The following is a 24,154-nucleotide window of genomic DNA, read 5'->3' on the forward strand; positions in this document are numbered from 1 at the left end:
TATGAATAGACTGTACTACTTTCTGAAAGAGTGGACGCTGGAGCGCCGCAAAACCGAACTTTTCGACAAAATGCAAAAGGAAAAGGGGCGTCTGATGGGCGTCGAGCTGATCAGCGAAACCGGGCTGGTGCTGGGGCAGTCGGATATCGACATACAGCGGGCGGCCTTGTTCCGGCTGGTGCTGGCCGCCCCGACGCGCTCCGAACCACAGGCTTAACCGTATTCTTTTTCCGTTAACTACCGATTCTCTTTTTTTCGTATCCATGAGATTTCTTGTCTTTCGCATCGGCACGATGCTGTGCCTGTTGCTGTGGTGTGGTGCCGGGGTCCGTGCGCAGTCGCCTGCGTCGCCCCCCTTACCCCTCATTCCGTATCCTGCCTCCGTGCAAACCGGGAGGGGAACGTTTATCCTTTCGGCCGAGACCCGTCTGGTGATTCCTAAAAAAGGCCTCTTTGCCCGCGAGGCCGATCAGTTGCAACAACTCATGGCGCGCGCGTTGGGCCAGCCCCTGCGCACGGCCAAAAAAGGCAACACCCAGGTGCTGGTGCTGCAACAAGCCACCGACCTGACCAAACCCGAGGCGTATCGCCTCCAGATCACGCCCGAGCGGGTGGTGCTGTCGGCGCAGGATCCGGCCGGCATGTTTCGGGCGATACAGACCCTGCGTCAGTTGTTGCCCGTCGAGGCCGAACAGGGGGGACTGGCACAGATGAGCCTGCCCGCCGTGACCCTCGAAGACGCGCCCCGGTTTTCGTGGCGTGGGTTGCACCTCGACGTCTCCCGCCACTTTTTCGGAGTCGAGTACGTCTACAAGCTGCTGGACCTGATGGCGCTCTATAAATTTAACAAATTGCACTTGCACCTGACCGACGACCAGGGATGGCGCATCGAGATCAAACAGTATCCGAAACTGACCGAAGAAGGGGCCTGGCGGACGTTCAACAACCAGGATTCGGTGGTGATGGAGCGCGCAAAAGAAAATCCCGATTTTGAGATCGATCCTCAGCACATCGTGAAGCGCGACGGGAAGGTGATGTACGGTGGCTTTTACACGCAGGACCAGATGCGGCAGATCATCGACTACGCCGCCGCGCGTCACATCGAAATCATCCCCGAAATCGACATGCCCGGCCACATGATGGCGGCCATTCAGGCGTATCCGTTTCTGACCTGCACGGAGTCGGCCGGGTGGGGCAAAACCTTCTCGGTGCCGATCTGCCCCTGCGACGAGCGCGTGCTGACCTTTGCCGAAAACGTCTACCGCGAAATCATCGACCTGTTTCCGTCGTCGTACATCCACCTGGGGGCCGACGAAGTGGAGAAGACCACCTGGGCGCAGTCGGCGGCCTGTCAGGCGCTGATGCAGCGCGAACAACTGGAAAGTGTCGAGGAACTGCAAAGCTACTTTGTGCACCACATGCAGCGCTTCTTTCATGCCAACGGCAAAAAGCTGATCGGCTGGGACGAAGTGCTGGAGGGCGGGATCGACTCGTCGGCCACCATCATGTACTGGCGAAGCTGGGTGAAAGATGCACCGCTCAAGGCGGCACAGAACGGCAATCCGATCATCATGACGCCCGTCGGCACGCTCTACTTCGACTATGCGCCCGACCAGAACTCGCTCGACAAGGTCTACCACATGCCCGTGGTCCCGGCAGACTTCACGGCCCAGCAGGCTACTCAGGTGCTCGGGGCGCAGGCCAACCTCTGGACCGAGTACGTGCCCTCGGAAGCGCGTGCCGATTTTATGTACATGCCGCGCATGACCGCCCTGGCCGAAAACGTCTGGACCAACCGCGATCTCTTTACTTCGTACGAACAGCGCCTGGTGGCCCATTACCCCCGGCTGGCCCGCCTGGGCGTGCACTACCGCGTGCCGGACCTGACCGGCTTTACGGAGAGCAACGTTTTTACCGAGGCGGCAACGCTGACGGTACACAAGCCGCTGGACAACCTGACCCTCCATTACACCACTGACGGAAGCCGTCCTGACCGCAACTCACCCACGCTGACCGGTCCGTTGCGCATCACCCGGTCGGATACGATTAAAGTGGCCGCCACCACGCCCGAGGGACTGATTGGCGAGACGTACACCATCCGCTACCGGAAAGAAACCTTTGCCGAGCCGGTGGCGGTTGCTGCGCCGCAGCCGGGCTTGCAGGTGTCCTACTTTCCGGCCTACTTCCGCAACACAAAAGGGTTTGCCGATTCGACGGCGACGCAGGTCACCACTGCCCCTCAACTGGAGGTGCCGGCCCTGGTCACAGCACCGAGCTTCGGTCTGAAGTTCCGGGGCTACCTGGAGGTACCGGCCACCGGCATCTACAGTTTTTTCTTTACCTGCGACGACGGTGGCGTGTTGCGCATTGCCGACCGCGTGGTGGTCGACAACGACGGCCAGCACGGCCCGGTCGAAAAGAGCGGCCAGGTGGCGTTGAAAAAAGGCCGACATCCGTTTGCGGTCGATTTTCTGGAGGCCGGCGGGGGCTACACCCTCAAGCTGGAAGTGCAGCCGGAAGGTCAGGCCCCTCAGCCCGTACCGGCTTCCTGGTTTTCTCATTGATTTGTATATCCTTACTTCATTAGCATCACTTTGCGTTCTCTTATGATACTTCGATCCTCCGCCCCCGCGTGGGCACTTGCTTGTACGCTGCTTGCGGCGGCCTGTTCGTCGCCTCAGTCCACTGAACAAACGGGCCCCGTGGCCCCGCCGGCTCCGCTGTTGCCGGTGCCGTCCGAAGCCCAGCAGAACTGGCACGAGATGGAACTGAATGCGTTCATTCACTTCACGACCAACACCTTCACCGACAAAGAGTGGGGCTATGGCGACGAAGATCCGTCGATTTTCAACCCGACCGACATCGACGTGACGCAGTGGATCACGACACTGAAAGACGCGGGCTTCAAAGGCGTGATCCTGACGTGTAAACACCACGACGGGTTTGCCCTCTGGCCGAGTCAGTACACCGAGCACGACATCGCCAGCTCGCCCTTCCAGGGAGGCAACGGCGATCTGGTGAAAGCTGTATCGGAGGCGTGCCGTGCGCAGGGGCTTAAATTCGGGGTGTACCTCTCGCCCTGGGACCGGAACCGCGCCGACTACGGCCAACCGTCGTACGTGGAATACTACCGCAACCAGTTGCGCGAAATTTTTAACAACTACGGACCGGTTTTCGAAATGTGGTTCGACGGTGCCAACGGCGGCGACGGCTATTACGGCGGCGCGCGCGAGAAACGCAACATCGATCGCCAGACGTACTACGACTGGCCTACCACCATTCAATTGGTGCGCGACCTGCAACCCGAGCCGCAGGTGCTGTTCTTCAGCGATGCCGGTCCCGACATCCGGTGGGTCGGCAACGAACGGGGCGTCGCCGGCGAAACCAACTGGAACACCATTTCGAACGATACGCTCTACGCCGGTAAAGCGGGCGTGGAAGATCTGCTGGCAACCGGCTCGCCCGACGGGACGAAGTGGATTCCGGCCGAAGTGGACGTGTCGATCCGTCCGGGATGGTTCTACCACGCTTCGGAAGACGGGAAAGTCAAAACACCGCAGCAGCTGTTCGACATCTACCTGAGTTCCGTCGGGCGGGGTTCCAACCTGCTGTTGAACGTACCTCCCGACCGCCGGGGGCGCATCCACGAAAACGACGTGGCGGCACTGAAAGGGTGGCGGAAACTGCTGGACTCTACATTTGCCACCAACCTGGCCGAAGGCGCCGAGATTACGGCCGACGCCTACCGGGGGCAGGCCGACGCGTATGCGGCAGGGCAGGTGCTGGACGACGATCCGGAAACGTACTGGGCCACCGACGACAGCGTCACGACCGGTGCCCTGACCATTACGTTGCCCAACGCTGCGCCGCTCCACTACCTGGAGTTGCAGGAATACATTCCGCTCGGCCAGCGCGTGGCGTCGTTTGCCGTAGAAGCGTGGCAAGAGGGCGCATGGCAGCCCGTGGCGGAAGCTAGCACCATCGGCTACAAGCGGATTCTACCGCTGGGCGGCATCACGACCGACAAGTTGCGCGTCACGATCCGCGAAGCACAAGCCTGTCCGACCGTTTCTCACTTGGCGATTTACTAACAACAATGCGATTTTTTCAGTATGCCCTAACGCTGGCGCTGGTCGGTGGGCTGGGATTCGGCTCGACGACGCTCCACGCACAGAAACGCGCGAAACATACCTTTCAGATCGAAAAGGGCGCGTTTCTCTATGACCAGAAGCCCATTCAGATTCATTCGGGCGAGATGCACTACGCCCGCATTCCCAAGCCGTACTGGCACCATCGCCTCCGCATGTTGAAGGCCATGGGGCTGAATACCGTGGCGACCTATGTGTTCTGGAATTACCACAACACCGCCCCCGGCGTGTGGGATTTCACAACCGGCAACCGCGATCTGGCCGGCTTCATCAAAGCCGCGCAAGACGAAGGCTTGTTCGTGATCCTGCGGCCCGGGCCGTACGCCTGCGCGGAGTGGGAGTTCGGCGGCTATCCGTGGTGGTTGCAGAAAAACGAGGAGATCGTGATGCGGGCCAACAGCCCGGCCTTCCTCGACTCGTGCCGGGTGTACATTCAGCACCTGGCCGACGAAGTAAAGTCGTTGCAGGTAAGCGAGGGCGGTCCCATCATCATGGTGCAGGTCGAAAACGAGTTTGGGTCGTACGTCGCCCAACGCAAGGACGTTCCGATGGCCGAACATCGGGCCTATTACCGGGCCATCAAAACGATGCTGGACGAAGCTGGATTTCGGGGACCGTTTTTCACGTCTGACGGATCTTGGCTGTTCGAAGGCGGTGCGATGGAAGGCGTGCTGCCCACGGCCAACGGCGAGGGCAACGTGGCGAACCTGAAAAAAGCGGTCGATGCCTACCACGGCGGCGAAGGGCCCTACATGGTGGCGGAATTTTATCCCGGCTGGCTCGACCACTGGGGCGAACCTTTTGTGCAGGTGGGCGCGGAGCAGATTGCGCAGCAAACGGAAACGTACCTGAAAAACGGCGTGAGCTTCAACCTCTACATGGCCCACGGCGGCACCAATTTCGGGTTTACGTCCGGCGCCAACTACAACGACGAGCACGACATTCAGCCCGACATCACCAGCTACGACTACGACGCGCCGGTCAGCGAAGCGGGTTGGGTTACGCCGAAGTACGAGGCCATTCGCCAACAGATGCTGCAGCATGCCGGATACAAAATTCCCGACGTGCCGGCCCGCCTGCCGGTAATGACCGTACCCGACATTGCCCTGACGCAACGCACACCGTTTTTCGACCTGAAAGCGTCTGTAACGCCGGTCACCAGCGAGAACCCGCTTTCGTTCGAGGCGCTGAACCAGGGGATGGGCTACGTACTGTACCGTCGCCGGTTCACGCAACCCATTCAGGGAACGTTGCACGTGGACGGACTGCGCGATTTCGCGACGGTGTACGTCAACGGAAAGAAAGTCGGCGTGCTGAACCGCGTGCAGAACCAGTATACACTCGACGTAGCTATTCCTTTCAACGGTACGCTCGAACTGCTGGTGGAAAACCTGGGCCGCATCAACTACGGCGCGCAGATTACCGAAAACCGCAAGGGTATCATCGCCCCGGTGCGTATCAACGACTACGAGATTACGGGCGGCTGGGAGATGTACGGATTCCCCTTCGCGTCCGTGCCGACGCTGGCCAAGCCCACGCAGGAGCCGAAATCGGGCGCCCCCGTGCTGTACACCGGCACGTTCGAGGCTTCTGAAACCAGCGATACGTTTCTCGACATGCGGGGCTGGGGCAAGGGCATTGTATTTGTGAACGGCCACCACCTAGGGCGTTACTGGGGCATCGGTCCGCAGCAGACGTTGTACTTGCCCGGGTGCTGGCTGAAGAAAGGCCGCAACGAAGTGGTCATCTTCGAGCAACTCAACGAGACCCCGCAGTCCGTGTTAAAAACTACCGCCCAGCCGATTCTGACCGACTTACGTCTGACGACTGAATAACGTAACGGCAGCTCACTCGCTCCGCAGGCTCTCGACCGGATTGGCATGGGCCGCGCGGAGCGAGTGGTAGCTGACGGTCAGCGCGGCAATGAGCAGCGCGGCGCCGCCCACCAGCAGAAAGGGCACGGCACTCAGGCGGGTGCGGTACGCGAAGTCGGCGAGCCACTGTTGCGCCAGCCAGTAGGCCAGCGGAGCAGCCACCAGGCTGGCGATGCCCACAAGTTTCAGAAAATCTTTCCCCAGCATCACGACCAGTTCGGGCACCGAAGCGCCCAGCACCTTCCGTACCCCGATCTCTTTCGTGCGTTGCGCCGCCAGGAACGACGCCAGCCCGAACATGCCCAGGGCAGCTACAAACAGGGTCAGCAGCGTGGCGTAGAGCAACGTCTGTCCGAAGCGCTCCTGTTCGCCGTAGAGGGCCGCGAAATCATCATCCAGAAACGAGTACCGCATGGGATGGGCGGGCTCGATCTGCCGCCAGAACCCCTCAACCGAGGCAAGGGTGGTCCGCAGATCCTGCGCCGCTACTTTCATGACGACCTGATACTGCCAGGGTTTGGCGCTGAACACCAGCGGCTGAATTTTGCGGTCCAGCCCCCGGTAATGGAAATCTTTCACCACGCCGATGATGGTCCCAAATTGGTCGTCGCCGACGAACTTGAGGCCGTGGCCTACCGGGTTGGCCAGTTGGTGCTCCTGCACGAACGCTTCGTTGACCACAAAGGCGTTGCCGGTGTCGGACGGATGGTCGGCCGAGAAGTAGCGTCCTTCCTGGACATACAGCCCCAGCGTCGAGGCAAATTCTGTATCGGTGAAGTAGATGTTGGCGTTGATGTGTCCTTCCCGACCGGCAATGTCCATGGTGTAGTCGGCATGGGGCTGGCCGGGCACCGTGCTGGTTGTCGTGACCTGTTCGACGTGCGGAATGCGGAGCAGCTCCGAGCGCAGGGACTGGATACGTTGCAGCCCCTCTTCCGAATTGAGCGGCACCACCAGCAGCTGACTAGCCTGAAAACCGAGTTCCTGATCCTGCATGAACCGCACCTGCCGGTAGATGAACGTCATCACCACGGCCAGCACAATGGCCAGCGTGAACTGGGCGACCACCAGCCCTTTGCGCAAGGTGCCGCTGGCCGAGCGACGCGCCTGTTTGCCACCCTTCAGGACGTCGGCCGGGCGGTAGGCCGCCAGGAAAAAGGCCGGGTAGAGTCCTGCCCCCACACCGACCACCAACACCAGCGCCAGCATCCAGGGGAGCAGGTGCACCAGCGCCGCCCAGCCGAGCGTAAACGCGCGGTCCGTCACCTGATTGAACAGCGGCAGGGCGGCCTCGGCCAACAGCCACGCCAGCGGCAGGGCCACGAGCGTTTGCCCCACCGCCTCGACCAGGAATTGGGTAAGGAGTTGCTCTTTTGTTGCGCCGGTCACCTTGCGTACGCCCACTTCGCGGGCGCGCCGCGCGGCCTGTGCCGTGGCCAGGTTCATGTAGTTGATGCCCGCGATCAGCAGCACCACGCCCGCCACCAGCCCGAAGATGTAAAGGTTGCGGGCGTCGCCTGTCGAAGGTTCGGGTTCGCGTAACTGGGCAGAATGCAGGTGGATGTCCGCGACGGGTTGGAGCCGCCACGTGGGGAAATCGTCTTCGCCGTATTGCATGCTGATCGACTGGTACTCTTTGGCAATGAAGCCGTTGCAGAGTTCAGTGATCTTCTGCTCGGCGGCCTTCGGGTCGGCACCGGGTTGCAGCGCGACGTACGTAGCGGCGTTGTTCCCCGTCCAGTGCTGCCAGTTGTCGCCGTAAAATTCAGGGTCGGTCAGGTAAGCTTCGTGCGTCAGGTGCGTAGGGCCTTCCGCAGGCGCCAGCACGCCCGTTACGGTGTAGTCGTGTTCGCCGTTGAACCGGAGAAGCTGCCCCACCGGGTTGGGCGCATCGCCGAAAAACCGGTGAGCCAGGTCGGCCGAGATCACGGCGGCGTAGGGCTGGTGCAGGGCCGTCTGCGGATTTCCCGCCTGCAAGGTGAGCGGCATCACGTCGAGCCAGTTGGTATCGACCATCGCCACGCCCTCCACGTACAGCGACTTCTCTTCGTGCGCCAGTAGCACCTCCCCATAGCCCATCACCCACGCTGCCTTCTGCACATCGGGCAGCCGTTCAGGCAACGTCGGGGCGACCAGAAACGGGGTAAACACCGTGCCACCTGCCTTGTCGCCCCACTGACGATAGACGCGGAAGATACGTTCCTGGTGCGGCAGATGCCGATCGTAGGCTTGTTCCTGACCAATGTAGAGAAGAATCAGCACGGCCACGGCCAAGCCGATGGAGAGCCCGACGACGTTCAGCAGAAAGTAGCCTTTTTGCTTGGCGAAATTTCGGAGGGCTAGGGTGAAGTAGTTCTGGAGCATGCGTAACAGGGAAGTTTACCGACAAGGTGCCAAGAAATCTGCCAAATCGAAAACCGGGCCTCTTCACGCAAAAGGGGGGATGGAGCGGTCGTATGGTGTCCGATTGTGGACAGGTCGCTGTGCGGGAACGGACAGGAGGAAATCAGTGAAATACTGAATGAAGGAATGAGCGAAGAGCGCGGAGGGCGTGGCGCGAGGCACACGAGGTAGGTAGGGGGTGACGTCCGACGGCTCGAAGGCGGATAGAAAAGGCCGTCGGTCGGCGGGCTGGGGCGCAAGAGAAAGGGTAGCGCTGTTCTCTGGTAAAGGCGCTTCCCGCAGTCGAGTCGAAAGTCGTCTTTTCGGCGCGACGTATAAACTCTTAACGCTCAATGCTGAACGCTATCACTCCTTAAGTCTTACGCTTTCAACGCCGAACGTTCAACCTCCAAGCCCCTCACTCCGGGAATGCCACGGCTACGTCGGGGGTGGCAGGATAGCCGACGCAGGTGAGCACCCAGCCTTCTTTCAGGTCTTTTTCGGTCAGCACTTCGTTGACCGACATTTCCACGCGGCCCGACGTGCAGACGGCGGCGCAGGTGCTGCAGATGCCCCCCAGGCAACTGTACGGCAGCGTAAGGCCCTGATCGAGGGCCGCCCGCAAAATCGGCTTGCCGTAGGGTACTTCTACCCGGTCGGTTTTTCCCCGGTAGGTAACGGCCACGGTTTTGTCGGACTTGTCCTGGATCAGCGTTTTTTCAATGCCTTTTTTCTCGGTCACCACCACGAAATTCTCCCGGTGGATGTGGTCTTCGCGAAAGCCCATCACCCGGATGATCATGTGACACATGCGCATGAACGTGAACGGTCCGCAGAGGAAGAACTGGGCGTTTTCTTTGGCAAAATGCACGTTGGTGCGCAGCAGTTTCTTCAGGAGAAACACGTTGAGGTGGCCGTGGTGCCCGTGGGTTTTGTCGGCGGGATCACTGAAAATAAACACGATTTTCAGCCGGTCGGGGTGCTGGCGCGCCAGCGCTTGCAGCGACTCGTAAAAGATGGTCGATTGCTCATTATGGTTGCTGTAAATCAGCGTAATGCGGCTCTGCGGCTCTTTCGCTAGGGCGGTCCGCAGCAGGCTGTAGAGGGGGGTGATGCCACTGCCGGCGGCGATCATCACCAAATCGCGTGGCTGGGACCCGGCGGGGAGGGTAAACCGGCCGGTTGGGGGGAGGGCCTGCAGCACATCGCCGACTTGCACATCTTCGAACAAAAGGTGCGAAACCACCCCGAAGGGTACTTTTTTAAACGTGATGGCCAGGTGGGCGTCGAGCCCCGGCGCGGTACTCAGCGAATACGAACGGCGGATTTTTTCGCCCTTGACTTCAAACACAAACGTCAGGAACTGACCGGCTTTGTACGGGAGGGTTGTGGGCGATTCGGGCAGGAGCCGGAGGGTGCGGGCATCGGGAGTTTCGTCGAGGATTTCAGTTACTTTCAGTCTTACCAAAGACTCCATAAGCAAAGGCGCGTTTAGGAAGTGTGGCTTTTCGCCAGCCACGGGTTATCGTTCAGAGCCTCCGTCTCGGACAAGAGGTCACACCCTATAGACGTAAGGAAGGCCCGGGTGTTTGCCAAAGTGACGATTTTTGGCCTAAAAAAGCCAAACGGCTTACGCCCTGCCACCGCTGCCCGCCGGCCCGACCGACTGTCCACGTACAACGGCTGCGTATCTTCAGCACCTGCCCATGAAAAGCATCACGATGACCTTACTACGAACGGCTGGTCGCCTGCTGCTGGCCCTGGTGGCGCTGTGCGTTATCTACAGCGTGGTGGCGCTGGTCCTGACGTTCTGGACGGTCGAACGGCCACGCGCATGCCCGCCCACGCGGACCCTCTACCTCACCACCAACGGCGTGCACCTCGACCTCGTCGTGCCGGTCGACCACGCCAGTGCCGCACTGAAAACAGGACTACGTCTGCAAGGCGACGACCGGTTTCTGGCGTTCGGGTGGGGAGACCGGGAATTTTACCTGCACACGCCTACCTGGAACGACCTGACCTTGCAGACCGCCGTACAGGCGTTGTTCTGGAAAAGCGCCACGCTGATGCACGTCACGCGCTACCGCCAGCCGCAGACGCACTGGATCGCCGTGCCGTTGTGCGAAGAACAACTGGAAGAGCTGATGGCCTACATCGACCAATCGTTCGCCACCGACGCCGCCGGAAAGGTGTTGCTGCCCGGCGAGGGCTACGGTCCGCGCGATGACTTCTACAAAGCGCGCGGCAGTTATTCTTGTCTGAATACCTGCAACACCTGGGGCAATACGGGCTTGCAGAAGATCGGCCTCAAAACGCCCCTCTGGACCCCTTTCGACTTCGGGGTGCTCCGCAACTTCGAGTGAGGGTTACCGCACGATCTGCACCCAACCACGGAACGTCTGTCGATAATTCGAACGTAGGGCGTAGTTACAGGGCAGCACATCGCAAGCAGGAATGTAGAATTCGGAAAGCACATCCAAGAAATAATAGTACGTACCAGCCGCTAAGGGATTTCCTTGATTAGTTAAACCCTGCCAGTCGTTACGGTAAGGCGTCTGTGCGTAGACTTGCTTGCCCCAGCGATTGTAAACGACCAGCCGGGCTTGCGGGTAAAACTCTAGATTTTTGACCGTAAACGTTTCGTTAGGCCCTTTGTGGTTGGGCGAAAACACGTTTGGGATTAGTAAGGGATGAGGGAAGTTCAGGTATACCGGGTTGGACCAGGCTGCCACGGGCCCCAGGTTGTCGGTACCTACTGCCCGGATCATGTACTGATGAAAAAAGCCGTCCTGCCCCCGTGGTGCCGTGTACGTTAACGGGGTGGCCAGAGAGCCCGCTACTGCATCGATCTTACGCCATCCTGCACTCTGTTCCACGCGTTGCCAGATTTCGTAATGATCGACCGGCCAGCCTTCGTAGGCAGTCCAGGTGAGCGTAATCAGTTGGTTCGTGGTGTCATTAGTGCCCGTCAGAAAAACCGGGCGGTGAAAAAGACTAAAGACTGTGTCACCGCAGGTGTTGAAGCCACGGATGCGATACCGGGGTAGATCTTCTTGCAGTGAGGGAGTATCAATAAAAAGGTCCCCTTGCCCGTAGGGAGTTACGCGCACAGCACCGGCTCTGGAGGTTTCCAGGGCGGGGGATTGTAACAAATCAGGACGGTTGGTAGACCAGACCACGTGTACCACATCGGTCTGTATGGTATCGAACGAGGCATAACGTAACGAAAGTGTCGTGGGGTCGTCGACAACTCGTACTCGTACTGTATCAGACAGGCCCGCACAGACGGTGTCGATTGTGGTACTCTGTTCTTGTACCCACAGGAGATGTTCCCCTGTACCCTGCCAGTCAACGGTGATGTGAGACGAGCCTTGTCCAGAGACAACCGTGCCGCCCACAGCCTCCCAGGTATACACCGAACCGGTTGTTGGGAGCACATGGTAGGCTTGCCCGTCGACTCGGTTCGCACAGAGAAGCGTCGGACCTTGAGGTACGGGAGGCTCCAGTCTTACCTTGATTTTGACTGGCAGTACTCCCTCTGCAAAACAACCGTACCTGCTTACACCGGCCACGAGTACCGAAGCTGCCGGGTGGGTTGGGCCCCAGTTGACGGTAATGGTGTCGGTGCCCTGCCCGGATACGATGGTGCCGCCTTCCACGGTCCAGGTATACAAATCGGCGTTTCCTTCTTGAACCCAGTACCGGACGCCCTCTATCCGGGGACATACGGTCTGGCTGCCGGCCAAGGACCATTGGGGGCGCGCCAGCAGGTACGACGGAAAGAGTGGTAGCCCAAAGAAACTGTTTGGCATTGGAAACATGTAGGTTTGGGCATCGGGAGCGCACGCCCGGCCTTTTTGTTCCGGAAGGCTAATAACTCCCAGGCTGTACTGCTGCAAGTCCAGCGGAAGCCAGCGGAAGTAAATACGCCCGTCGGCCCCCAGCTGAAGCTGAATCGGGTTACTCAGCGGTTCCGGTGCCTCCCACACCAAGGTTTGCGAGGCGCGAATGGCAGCCTCTGAACCCGCCCGAATATCAAATTGGAAAATCTGACGATCGATGCTCAGGTAAAGCAAGTTTCCGGAAGGAGAAAATTCTGCGGCGGGACTGGTAGGAATGTTTCTTATGTCGGAATAGAACAGCTGTCTGGGACGCATCACTTTCCCGGTCGCCAGATCGAAGTCAGCAAGGAAAAAGCTGCCCGGAGCATTGGCGAAGACGAGCCGGTCTGCGGTTGGTGACAAGCGCCTGAAACTCCAGTACGTCAAACCCAACGCTGCCATGGTCTCGTTGGAACTTACCGGAAGCGTATCGACTCCTGCCTCCGTCACGGCATACGATTCCAAGCGGGTACTGCCCATCACCCATACGGTATCTTCCGCGCAGCCCGCCGTGGCGGTGATGTAGGAAGTTCCGTATCCGCGTAGCCTAGCCGGGCGTTGCACTACGTCGCCCTTGCCCTCGTTGGCACGCATATCAACTAACGTATAATCGAGGGCCGTTTCAAGATTCACACCTGTAGTAATACTGACGAAGACATAATACAAACCAGGGTGCTGCGGTCGGGGCACAATCATGACCGCGCTGACAGAATTTAGATGAAGATCTGCTCCATTGGGCATGATGGTTCCCCCCCGGTCGTAGACGTGGTATCCATCTGAGTAAAAGAGGAGATTTCCTTCCGCGTCGGAAACGGATGCAAACGAGTTTCTGAAATGGAGCGCCACCGCCCCCGGAAAGGGTGTAAGTTGGGGCGGATCGGTCTGAAAGTCCAGCTGATCCTGGTTTGTCAGTAACCAGTGTGCCGTTTCTAGCTGAGCCAAGGCAGGCGCGCAAAAAAATCCTAGGAGGGCTAGTAGCCCCCCCAGCCCGAGTGGGTGGAAGCGTTTCATAGCAAGCGAGTTCTTCTACAGGACGCAAAGAATCGTAGAAGTGCGGGGGCTCGGAAAACTTTTTTCTGGCTTCCGGAAAAAGAAAGAGCCCCGACATTCGTCGGGGCCTTTTCCTCCTAATCACTCATTAACCTAAAGGGGGAGGCGCTGGCTCAGGGTTTGGTGAGCAGCGCGTCGATGTCGTAGCGGATGCCGTTTTTAAAAACGGTCTCCACGTTCCAGGTGTCTTCAATGCGTTGGAGCGGATCGCCGCTGACAATGACCAGATCGGCCAGTTTGCCGGGTTCCAGGCTGCCCAGGTCCTTGCCGACCCCGATGGCCTCGGCCGACCAGAGGGTAGCGGAGCGCAATGCCTCGAAGGGCGTAAACTTCCCGTCCTCTACGAAGTTGTGGATCTCTACGTGCAGGCTGGTGCCGTACGGAATGAAGGGCGAGTCGGTGCCGGGGGTGATGCGTGCGCCGTTGTCGAGCAGCGTGCGGATGGTCGGGCCGACGGCTTTGTAGTTTTCCAGGTAGCCGGGGCGTATTTTCGAAATCATCGCGGCCGACTGTTGCATGCCCGCCACGTATGCGGCCGGATAAAGGGCCAGAAACTGGCGGTTGGTCTGGATCGTGGTGTCGCGCGTGTATTCGGTGTAGAACCCGCCGGTCAGAGCCACGGTCGGTGTGATGTTGATGCCCGACTGCGCAATGATCTGGATCACGTCCTGATACGAATGATTCAGCTCTGTGAGCTTGGGCGAGTAGCCCCGGCGGCTCGTGGCTCCGATGTGTTCCACCATGTCGACACCGTAGTGGGTAGAGGGGTAGATCTCGTGCGAAGAGACAGGAATGCCGTGCTCGTGCGCAAAGTGGGTGATGCGTTCCTGCATCAGGTCGGAGATGCGCACGTACGTCTTGATCATGTCGTAGTCGAGGCGGGCGGCGCGCTCCAGTTCCAGTTCGACCTGCCCGCCGGTCGAGATGCTGTTCGCCAGGCCGTAGTACACCCGTTCGCCGTCGGTGAGGTTGCCGGTGAAGAACTCCCGCGGGCCGGGTTGCGCCCCGCTGCTCCAGGCCTCTTTCCGTTGCAGGGCGTCGTAGGGATCGGCACCGGGTTCGCGCACGGACGTGATGCCGTAAGACAGCCACGTGCGGCCCAGGATTTCGCCCACGCCGGTGTACTGGTGGGAGTGCATTTCGAACAGACCGGGCATCACCACCTTGTCCGACGCGTCGACCAGCGTGCCGTTGCGTCCGTCCTGGTGGGGGAGGATGTCGCGGATGCGATTGCCTTCCAGCACCACGTCGACGTTTTCCCGGTAGTGCTCGTTTTTGCCGTCGAACAGCCGACCCGCGTGGATCACGACGGTGCCGCTCGGCTTCTCAGGCGACCAGGACAAGTTCATCGGGATTTCCTCAACGGTGCCGGTCAGGAGGTCTACTCGTTTGAGTTGATCGATGGCTAAGAAGACGATCGTTTGGGAGTCACCGGTCCAGGTCGGTACGTCGGAAAGCTCGTTCGTCAGGCGGCGTGGCGGCCCGACCGGGTTGCCCTGCGGATCGACCTGCACGGTCCAGAGCAAGCCGTCTTGAATGTAGGCCATCTTCCGGCCGTCGGGCGACCAGACGGGGCCGTTTTTGCCGCGCGTGCCGAGGGTGCGGTTGGTCAGGGGCGACATCCAGCGGTCGGGCTTCCCCTCGGGGGAGACGAGCAGTACCTTGCTGACGCCTTCGCGGTAACGGCCCGAATAATGTTCCAGCGCCGAGAGGGCGATGGTTTTGCCGTCGGCCGACCAGGTAGGCTTGCTGGGAACAAACAGCTCTTCGTGCAGTTTCTTCGGCTCGCCCCCGGTCGCGGCCACCACGTGCAGCGCGCCTTTGCCCCACACGTTGCGGGCGTCGTTCTCGTAAAAGGCGATCTGCGTACCGTCGGGCGACCACGAAGGGAACATCGCGTATCCCGGCAGGTCGGCCACGCACTTGTCGGTGCCGGTGCTCAGGTCGCGCACCCACAAATCCATGTTGCCGCTGCGATCCGACACGTACGTCAGGAATTTTCCGTCGGGCGACCAGGCCGGATCGAGTTCGACGTACACGTCGTCGGTCAGTTTCTCGGGTGTGGGGTTGCCCAGCGTCAGTTGCCAGAGGTTGCCCAGCGCCGTGAAGACCACCTTGGTGCCGTCGGGCGAGACGACCGGTCCCATAATGCCCTTGGCGGGGCGGGGTGTGGTGTCGTCGAAATCGTATTTCTTCCGTTCGTAGGCCGTCCGATCCAGCGTCACGTCCGCCTGAAACGGGATGGCTTTCGGCTTGCGTTTAGTGTCGATCCGCTTGCGCTTGAGTTGCCCGTCGGCGGTGTAAATAAGTTCGTTTCCGGTCAGCCACGCGGCCTTGAAGGGGAACACGTCTTCGCCCGTCGTGCTCAGTACCGTCTCGGTTTTGGTGGCCGGATCGTAGCGAATCAACTGGGTGGTCGAGCCAGTCGAGGCGTTGTAGGTCAGCGTTGTTCCGTCAGGACTCCACGAGGCCCCGGAGAGTTCGCCGGCTTTCGGAATCAGCAGCGTGGCTTCCTGGCCGGGCACCACGGTGTAAATGCCGGGTTGTTCACGTTCGGCGGCAAAGATGATCTGTTTTCCGTCCGGCGACCACGAAGGAAAGTATTCGTCGGCCGGATCGTGCGTTACCTGCGTCAACGCGCCCGAAGCGACGTCGAGCGTCCAGATGTTGTAGTTGCCTTTGCTGTTGTCCGAAACGCGATCCGACGAAAAAACGAGTTGCGTGCCGTCGGGCGACCAGTGTGGCTCGCGTTCGTCGTAAATGCCGTAGGTAAGTTGTTTCAGCCCCGAGCCATCTTTTTTCACCGCCCAGAGGTGAAAGTTGCCGTCGCGATACGACTGAAAAGCGACCCAGGTGCCGTCGGGCGACCAGGTAGGTTGCCGTGCGTCGTTGTAGGGGTCGGTCAGCGGTACGGCTTTGCCACCGGCAACGGGAACGCTCCAGATGGTGCCCTGCACGTCGAGTGCCAGCGTGCTTTTGTCGGGCGAAAGGGCCATGGCCATGTTGGTACCTTCGGTCAGCGTGACGGTGACGGAATCGGGTCGGGGCTGGGCCAGGGTAGCGAACGAGGCCATCCAAAGGAAGAAAAAGTAGTAGGGTGGGCGCGAAAAGTGAAATGGGTTCATGGACAGGAGGAGTGAGTTCAAAAGGGTTGATGCTTAGGGTTTATTGTGACGAATGAGATAGTGTGTCGTGCGAGGAGGCAGACGGCGGTTTGGAAGCCGGCGTCTGCAAAAAGCGCTGCATGAAAATCAGGTCGAGCCAGCGGTCGAACTTGTAACCGATCTCCCGGAACCGACCGATCTCTTCAAAACCGAACTTGCGGTGGAGGGCATAGCTCCCGGCATTGCTGCCGTCGATGCCCGCAATCATGGTGTGGAAACCCTGCGCCGTTGCCAGGGCAATCAACCGACCGAGCAGCAGTTTGCCGACGCCCTGCCCGCGAAAGGAATCCGCGACGTAGAGGGAGTGCTCCACGCTGAAGCGGTACGCGTCCCACGGCCGGAAGATGCCGTACGTGCCGAAACCAATGGCCCGGCGTTCGTGATCGGCCACCACCACCGGCATTCCGTCGGCCTGTTTCTTCAACCACCAGGCGTGTTGGGTTTCCAACGACCGGGGGTGGTAGTCGTAGACGGCCGACGTATGCAGGATGGCATCGTTGATGATCTCCACGATGTTCGGCAGATCTTCCGCTGCCGCGGCACGCAGGCTAACCTCCATAGGCGAACAAGACGGGTGAAATCCTCCGCCAGACCGGGCCGACGGAGGATCGGGTTTCGTTATTGATTCAGAGGGGTTGGGACAAACAGATCCGGCACCGGGCTGGGCGCGCTGGTGTTGGAGTTGATCTCACTCTGGCTGTAGATCATCCGTTGCGGAATGACGGAGCCGGTAACCGGCGTCAGCTTGATGCCCACGGTCTCCTTCTGCGTACGCCGGAGGTCGTAAAAGCCCAGCTTCTGACCGATGAAGCTCACGTAACGTTCCTCCAGAATCTCGTCCAGCAACGCATCGGCAGCACTGAGTCCGTCGGGATTCGCCATGCCTCCAGCCGCGAAGTCGGCCTCCGCGTAGGCGTCGTACCGGAGGGGGTAATGCTGCTGGTACGACGCGTCGAGGTAGCCCCCCGCGTTCAGGTAGGCGCGGTACTCGTTGAGTGCGGCCAGTCCGGTGGCGAAATCCATACTCCGCGCGCCCGCTTCGGCCTGGGTGAGCAGGTTTTCCTGATACGTCACCAACGGAAAGGCGGCGCTCTGCGCGATGAAGCCCCGCATGGAGTCGGTCGCGGCAATGGGGCGGTAGTTCGGCACCAGCCCATCGGTCACGCTCAGGGCGCCCAGGTTCATGAAGTTGTAGTTAAACCGTGCCGACTCGTCGGTCTTGGCATCGCCGCGGTAGTTGGCGTGGTCGGGATTGAGCAGCGTCGTCACGTAAGCCCCTTCCGAGTTCATGTCGCCCGCGCGCGACCGCGCCACAAATGTGTAGTACATGTTTTCGTTGGCCCCGACCGTGTTGCCGTGCGGTGCCATCATGGAGTTGGCCGGCACACTGACGCCCTGCAACGACTCCTGATACGCCAGGTCGAAGGCGCGGGTGTGGAGATAAAAGCGGGCTTTCAGCGTATGCGCCACTTCGGCCCACTTGGCGGCGTCGCCCCCGAAATGGATGTCGGCCACGCCGGGCGAAGTTCCGATGCCCGACGTCAACTCTTCGAGGGCTTCGGACAACAGTGCCTGCACATCGGCATAGACCTGGGCCTGCGGGTCGAACGTGGGGTTGGGAAAGTCCCTGATCTGGGCCGCCTCGCGGTAGGGCACGTCGCCCCAACAGGCCGCCGCTGTTCCGATGGCGTGTGCCTGTAACACCTTGGCGATGCCGATCACCAGGCGGTTGTTGACCTGTTCCGACTTGGCGATGATCTGGTTGGTCTGCTCCAGCACCCCGTAATAGACGTTCTGCCAGATCTGGTCGAACGTGGCGCCGTTGGCGTTGTATGTATACAGGTCCTTGTACTGACGATCGACGCCGGTGAAGTAGCCGGACCACAGCCCCGACAGGCGGGCCGTGTGCCCTTCGTGGATGGTGATGTTGGCCAGTTCGGCGCCGGTGAGCATCAGTTCGGCCGAGGCGTCGGTGGGATTATTGGGGTCTTTGTTCAGACCTTCAACCAGCGATTCGCAGGCCGGAAGGCTAAGTGCCAGAAGTGCCAGGAGGCTATAGGTAATGACTTTTTTCATGGAAAAGCGTTTGAAGTTGGGTGATCGGTTTTAAGGTTGCAGGTTCGGAATGCGGGAAGTAGAAAGTTTAAGAGGTAAAGCGTACAGTGCTGAGGAGACGATGCGTTCCGAGAGGTTTTTAGAACGTGGAGTGCTAAAGAGTTGAGGGTTTACACCGAACTGGACGGCGAGAAGCTCCTTTAGAGGAATGTGCTCCCATTTCTCTTTTTTTCCTGCCAGCCGACCGACGGCCTTTTTTGTTTGCCGTCGTACGTCATACCCTCCGCGCTTTTCACTCTGCGCTATTCGCTCATGTTCTCATTCAAGAATTCCTTCATTTTCCCGCGCCCCGCGCTTAATAGGTAATCGTCAGGGTGAGCAGGTACGAGCGCGTGCCGGGCGTATTGAAGTAGTCCATGCCCCGCCCGTTCGAAACGCCCGTCAGGTTGGTTTCGGGATCGACCCCGACCACCTGGGTCCAGAGCAGCAGGTTGCGTCCGGTCGCCGTGATGTCGAGCGCGTGGAGTTTGGTTTTTTTCTGGAAACCTTCGGACGCGAGGTGGTAGCTGAGGGCCACCTGCCGCAGCCGCGTCCAGCTGGCGTCTTCGATAAACTGCTCTTTCAGCGAGCCGAAGCCGCTGCCCAGCGTGGTGTAGAACGACTCGTCGAGCAGTACCGGACCGGCGCCGTAGTCGGCGATGTTACCGCGCACCGTCGTACCGGCGTCGAACGTTGCCCCCGCGTAATTGACCAGCGGCTCGCTCAGGGTAATCTCCTTGCCCACGTCAGCGTGTGTGCCGAAGTTGTACATGATGCTGCGCGTACCGCTGTAGATGTCGCCACCCTGCGAGGTCTCGAACAGCACGTTGAGCGAAAACTGCTTGTAGTCGATCGTACCGCCGAAGCCGCCGCGCCAGTCGGGGTTGGGGTTGCCGATCACGCCGCTGGTCGGTGCCACCGTCGGGAATCCGTTGGCATCCAGCACCAGCGAGCCGTCGTCGTTGCGGGCGTAGCGCCCGCCCCAGTGAACGCCCACCGGCTGCCCTTCGACGGCGCGACTGTCCATAAAGTCGAGAATGCCGTCGAGGAAGATCGACTCCGTGCCGGCCAGGTCGAGCACCTGGTTACGGTTGCGGTTGAAGTTGCCGTTCAGCGTCACCCGGACGTGGTTGGTCTGGAGCAGGCTGTAAGAGAGGTCCAGTTCTACCCCTTTGTTTTCCAGCGTTGCGGCATTGGTATACTTGGAGGCAAACCCGGTCGAGGCGGCCAGCGTTACCGGCACGAGCAGATCTTCTACCTTGTTCTGGTAGTAGGTGAACGCCACCGCCAGTTTGTCGTTCAGGAAGCGCAAATCAGCCCCCAGTTCGTATTCCGTTTTGCGTTCCGGTTTCAACTGGTCGTCCCCCTGTTCCTTGCTCTGGATAAAAGCGCCGTTGCCGAACTGGGAGCCGACCAGCACATCGCCCCAGGGACTGTTGGAGAACTCGGCCGTCACGAAGTCAGTCGTGGTACGGTAGGGCAGGGGTTGCACGCCCACCACGCCGTACGAAGCCCGCAGCTTGCCGAAGGAGAGCACCGGCGAGCTGCGCAGAAACGCAAGGTCCGTGAACTGCCAGGCGACGTCGGCCGAGGGATAAAAAAACGTTTTGCTCGCATTTTCGCCGAACGTAGAGGCCGATTCGGCCGCGCCCGACAGGTTCAGGAAGACCGAGCTGTAGAGGCCGAGGTTGAGCGTGGAGTAGAGCCGCGTGGTGCGGATGTGGCTGTAAACGTTTTGCGGATTTTTGTTGGTCGCCGTGGCATTCGAGAAATTCTGCGGTCCGTCGGCAATCAGGAAGTTGTTGATGGTGGCCCCCAGGTTGCGGTACTGCCGGTCGTTGATGTTGAAGCCGCCTACCAGCGTAGACGACACCACGTTGCCGAAGCTTTTGACCACCCGCCCGATCAGGTCGAAGTTTTTCTCGGTCTCTTTCGTGATGACGTTCTCAAACTGTCCGTTGGCCGCTCCGATCACGTCACCCACCGGAAAATCGTTGATGCGTTCGTCGGTATAGAAATCGACGCCGCCCCGGGCCGTCAGGTCGAACCACTGAACCGGCTTGATGTTCAGTTCCGAACTGACGATGAAGCGGTCGACCGCCGAGCTGTTTTCCTGTTCGTACATGGCCCAGAGCGGGTTGTTGTAGATCGGGTTGGCGTTGTTGCCCAGGTAGCGCCGGTACGACCGCTGCCGGTTCAGGAGGGGCGAGGCGTTGGGCGTGGCGTAGTAACTGCCAATGTAGTCGGTCACGTCGAAGTCGGGCGGGTTGCGCAAGAGGCCCACAATTACCCCGGCGGTGTTGTTCCCGCGCTGCACCCGGTCGGACGTACTGCGGACGTAGTTGGCCTGTGTCGAGAGTTTGACGATCTTGTTGAACTTCCGTTCGGAGTTGAAGCGGATTGTGGTCCGGCGGTAGTCGCTGTTGCCGCGGATCACGCCGTTTTGCTTCAGGTCACCCAGGCTAAAGAAAAAGCTGGATTTTTCGCCGCCGCCGCTCATGCTGAGCGAATTTTCCCAGAAACGGCCGGTCTGAAACACCTTGTCGTAGTTGGAGTCGGTGTACAGATCCTGTGTGTTCTTTTCCAGAATCGGGTAGTAGCGCGTGCCGGTGGCGTACCCTTCGAAGAATTCGCCGTCGGTCTTGACCACATCCTCACCCCCCGTGCGGTCCGCGATCTTGTCGCCCCACGACGTAGACGCGGTCGGACTGTACGCACCGCCGCTGCCCTGCCCAAAAGCGCTCTGCCGGGGGTGGAACCGGTTGACCTGATCGAACGAATAGGTCGACGAGTATGTGATGTTGAGTTTGTCGTTCTGTTGTCCTTTTTTCGTGGTGATGACGATCACGCCGTTGGCCGCCCGCGAGCCCCACAGCGCCGCCGCCGAGGCACCTTTCAGAATCTGCATCGAAGCAATGTCGTTCGGGTTGATGTCGTTGAGGCGGGACTGTTGCACCACGCCTCCCGACGTCGAGCCTTCGGACGTATTGCTGATCGGGATGCCGTCGAGAATGATCAGCGGTTGCGAATTTCCGGTGATGGTGCTTTGCCCCCGGATCTGGATGTAGGAACCCGCGCCCGGATCGCCCGCCGAACGGGTCACCTGCACCCCGGCCGCGCGTCCGGCCATGCTGTTGATCAGCCCCGCTTCGCCCGACTTGGCCAGCGCCTCGCCGTTGATTTTCGAGCTGGTGGACCCCAGGTGGTCGGCGTCCTCCTCGAAGCCTAGAGCGTTGACCACCACTTCGTTGAGTTGCCGGGTATCGGTTTGCATCGCCACGTCGAGGGTCGACTGATTGCCCACCGGCAGTTCCTGACTGAGAAACCCGATGAACGAAAAAATGAGTCTGTCGTCCGGGCCCGGCACCGTCAGGGTGTAGTGCCCGTCGAGGTCGGTAATGGTGCCGATGGGGGTGCCTTTCACCAGCACGTTCACCCCGGGCAGGGCGGAGCCGTCGTCGGCAAGGGTCACCGTACCGGTCACGGTGCGTTCCTGGGCCATCAGTGCGCCAACTGTCAGGAGCCAGAACAGAAGGGGTAATGTGTGTTTCATGCGAAAAATCTAGGGTTAGGTAAATGCAATACAAGCCTGGTCGACTTGCCGAAGCAGGCCGAAACATGGAGGTTCGGAAGGCATGCGCTGAAGCACAGCACACCCCGCAGTAGGTGCTATGGTGTGGTGGAGCCGAGGGTACTCAGGCGCGGAGCACGTTACGGCCGAAAAAGGGAGACTCGTTGGCTAAAAGAAGAGGAAAAAGAGTCTCTGTATGGTGAAGTGAGTGATGGGCGGAATTATAATTGCTGAATGTATGGTAAAACAAAATTCGATGCAAGTACTGGTGGCAGAAGGGTGATTTTTTTTCATCTGCCGATCCGCCGTGTTGGTCGGTAGACCTCCACCAGCATCCAAAAGCTGTCGACCAAGAGCCCCTGACGGGGGAATAAGGACATGTACTAAAAAATAAGAAAAAACAGCGCGTGCCCACACCCGACAGTGGCTGAACCAACTGGCCAGGAACAAAAAAGTGCCGGAAGGCCATTCTTCTTCCGGCACCTGTCGTTGAAGACTCAACGGAAAACCCACCGACTAATTAGCCCACCAGAGTTTGAACAGTTTGTTGTTTTCGGCCTCCTGGTGATCGAGCGCTTCGTGGAAATGCGCGTTGTTCAGCGCCTCTTCGGACGAGGGGTAAGGCAGGCGCGTTGGGATCACGTCGTTGTTGACGTTCAGTTCCGGGGGTGTCAGGTCCGGAATGCCCGTGCGGCGCTGTTCCGTCCAGGCTTCCATGCCTTGTCCGTACAACGCGATCCACTTCTGTTCCAGAATCTGCGCGTAGCCCGCTTCGCCGCCCTGGTACGCCACGCTGCTCAGGTACGCGTCGCTGGGCGTCAGGCCGTACTGCGCAAACGACGCCCGAATCCCGTTTTCGTAGTTTGTGGCGGCATCGCCTGCGGCGGCCACGCCCCGGTGGGCGGCTTCGGCCAGCGCAAACCACAGTTCGGCGTACGACATGATGACGGCCGGGGCCGTCGCCGCCGTGAAGTACGACCCCACCTTCGACGTTTTGGTCAGGCCCAGGGCGTTGGCATCGCTGCCCGACAGGCCATTCGGCACGCCGGTGTAGTCGCCGCCGTCGGCGGGCAGGTTGGCGTAGATCGCCAGCCGCGGATCGTCCAGGCTTTTGAGTTGGTCCACCAGCGTTTTGCTCACCCGGTGGTCGTCGCGCGTCAGGCGGTTCTGGTTCACGGGGTTGTTGTTCGGCGCGGCGTTGAGGTAATTAAGGGCGGCGTGCTCGGCCACCGACTCAAACACGGGATACTGCGTGGGGTTGGTCAGGATGCGCGTCATCTCCGCCACGACGTCAATCACCGGATCGGGCGCGCCCAGTTGCCGGTTCAGCAGGCGGAGGCTCAGCGAGTTGGCAAACTTCTTCCATTTCAGCATGTCGCCTCCGTAAAGAATATCGCCGCCGACGGTGGGGCCGCCCACCACAATCATGTCGCTGGCCGTTTTCAGTTCCTGCACCATCCCGGCGTAGACGTCTTTCTGGGCGTCGTATGTAGGACTCAGCGTGCCTTCCAGGCCCTCCAGTGCGGCGGTGTAGGGAATGTCGCCGTAAATGTCGGTCAGCAGCGAAAAGACCCACGAGCGCATGATCATCGCCACGGCCTGGTAGTTGGGGTTGCCGTTTTCGGCCCCCAGGTCGTACACTTCCTGCAGGTTGGGTAGTGACTCGATGTAAAGGTCGCGCCAGGTGTTGTCGATGATGTCGTTGCTCAGGTTGTACTGATCGGACGACGTGTACTGGATGCGGGCCCAGTGCTGCGCAAACAGGTTGCCCACGTCGGCCAGGCTGTAGGTGCCGGTGCCCCAGTACAGGTCCACGGCGCTTTTGATGCCGTAGGGCAGAAACAGGTCGGCCGACGCCTCGACCGGGTCGTTCGGGTTCGCGTTGATCTCGTCGAAGTTGTGCGTGCAGCCGCTCGCCAGCCAGAGAGAACCCACCAGGCCCAGCGAAGAGATGCGTATCAAGTGTCGTTTCATAAAATTCGGTTTTCAA

Annotated in this window: 13 protein-coding genes; 5 read left to right on the top strand and 8 right to left on the bottom strand. The window is 60.0% G+C overall.

From position 1 onward, the window contains the following. Position 1: 1 nt before the first annotated feature. Genes BLR44_RS03225 through BLR44_RS03240 form a run of 4 tightly spaced genes read left to right on the top strand, consistent with a single transcriptional unit; the run spans position 2 to position 5,983 of the window. The gene (locus BLR44_RS03225) at positions 2-217 is read left to right on the top strand and encodes a hypothetical protein (RefSeq protein WP_089678899.1); all 216 of its coding nucleotides are present in this window, start codon (positions 2-4) and stop codon (positions 215-217) included. 46 nt (positions 218-263) lie between these two features. Then, positions 264-2,564: a family 20 glycosylhydrolase gene (locus tag BLR44_RS03230; protein WP_089678901.1), complete on the top strand. Its 2,301-nt coding sequence runs from the start codon at positions 264-266 to the stop codon at positions 2,562-2,564. A 42-nt stretch (positions 2,565-2,606) separates the two neighbouring features. Further along, on the top strand, positions 2,607-4,091 hold the full coding sequence (locus tag BLR44_RS03235) for an alpha-L-fucosidase (RefSeq protein ID WP_089678905.1): 1,485 nt from the start codon (positions 2,607-2,609) through the stop codon (positions 4,089-4,091). Between the two features lie 5 nt (positions 4,092-4,096). Further along, the gene (locus BLR44_RS03240) at positions 4,097-5,983 is read left to right on the top strand and encodes a glycoside hydrolase family 35 protein (protein WP_089678909.1); all 1,887 of its coding nucleotides are present in this window, start codon (positions 4,097-4,099) and stop codon (positions 5,981-5,983) included. A gap of 12 nt (positions 5,984-5,995) precedes the next feature. Here BLR44_RS03240 and BLR44_RS03245 read toward each other — a convergent pair whose 3' ends face one another. Together BLR44_RS03245 and BLR44_RS03250 are read right to left on the bottom strand one after the other, a co-directional pair. After that, positions 5,996-8,386, bottom strand: coding sequence for an ABC transporter permease (locus BLR44_RS03245; protein ID WP_089678912.1), 2,391 nt, complete (start codon positions 8,384-8,386; stop codon positions 5,996-5,998). A gap of 436 nt (positions 8,387-8,822) precedes the next feature. Next, the gene (locus BLR44_RS03250) at positions 8,823-9,881 is read right to left on the bottom strand and encodes a ferredoxin--NADP reductase (RefSeq protein WP_089678914.1); all 1,059 of its coding nucleotides are present in this window, start codon (positions 9,879-9,881) and stop codon (positions 8,823-8,825) included. Positions 9,882-10,125: 244 nt separating this feature from the next. On the opposite strand from BLR44_RS03250, the gene BLR44_RS03255 reads away from it, so the two are divergent. Continuing rightward, complete coding sequence (locus BLR44_RS03255; RefSeq protein WP_218126999.1) at positions 10,126-10,767, top strand: TIGR02117 family protein; 642 nt, start codon at positions 10,126-10,128, stop codon at positions 10,765-10,767. Positions 10,768-10,770: 3 nt separating this feature from the next. Here the strand turns inward: BLR44_RS03255 and BLR44_RS03260 are convergent, their stop codons facing one another. From BLR44_RS03260 to BLR44_RS03285, 6 genes are all read right to left on the bottom strand, one after another. Further along, the gene (locus BLR44_RS03260) at positions 10,771-13,296 is read right to left on the bottom strand and encodes a T9SS type B sorting domain-containing protein (RefSeq protein WP_089678920.1); all 2,526 of its coding nucleotides are present in this window, start codon (positions 13,294-13,296) and stop codon (positions 10,771-10,773) included. Between the two features lie 152 nt (positions 13,297-13,448). Next, positions 13,449-16,460 carry an amidohydrolase family protein gene (locus tag BLR44_RS03265; protein ID WP_245705956.1) on the bottom strand — a complete coding sequence of 1,004 codons (3,012 nt, stop codon included), beginning with the start codon at positions 16,458-16,460 and terminating at the stop codon, positions 13,449-13,451. 40 nt (positions 16,461-16,500) lie between these two features. Next, positions 16,501-17,058 carry a GNAT family N-acetyltransferase gene (locus tag BLR44_RS03270; RefSeq protein WP_089678924.1) on the bottom strand — a complete coding sequence of 186 codons (558 nt, stop codon included), beginning with the start codon at positions 17,056-17,058 and terminating at the stop codon, positions 16,501-16,503. Between the two features lie 59 nt (positions 17,059-17,117). Then, positions 17,118-18,575, bottom strand: a complete 1,458-nt coding sequence (locus tag BLR44_RS03275) for a SusD/RagB family nutrient-binding outer membrane lipoprotein (RefSeq protein WP_089678928.1) — start codon at positions 18,573-18,575, stop codon at positions 17,118-17,120. A 334-nt stretch (positions 18,576-18,909) separates the two neighbouring features. Continuing rightward, complete coding sequence (locus tag BLR44_RS03280) at positions 18,910-22,146, bottom strand: SusC/RagA family TonB-linked outer membrane protein (RefSeq protein ID WP_089678931.1); 3,237 nt, start codon at positions 22,144-22,146, stop codon at positions 18,910-18,912. A 534-nt stretch (positions 22,147-22,680) separates the two neighbouring features. Then, positions 22,681-24,138, bottom strand: coding sequence for a SusD/RagB family nutrient-binding outer membrane lipoprotein (locus BLR44_RS03285; RefSeq protein WP_089678934.1), 1,458 nt, complete (start codon positions 24,136-24,138; stop codon positions 22,681-22,683). Positions 24,139-24,154 lie beyond the last annotated feature (16 nt).

It is taken from the genome of Catalinimonas alkaloidigena (genome assembly GCF_900100765.1).
GTDB lineage: Bacteria > Bacteroidota > Bacteroidia > Cytophagales > Flexibacteraceae > Mooreia > Mooreia alkaloidigena.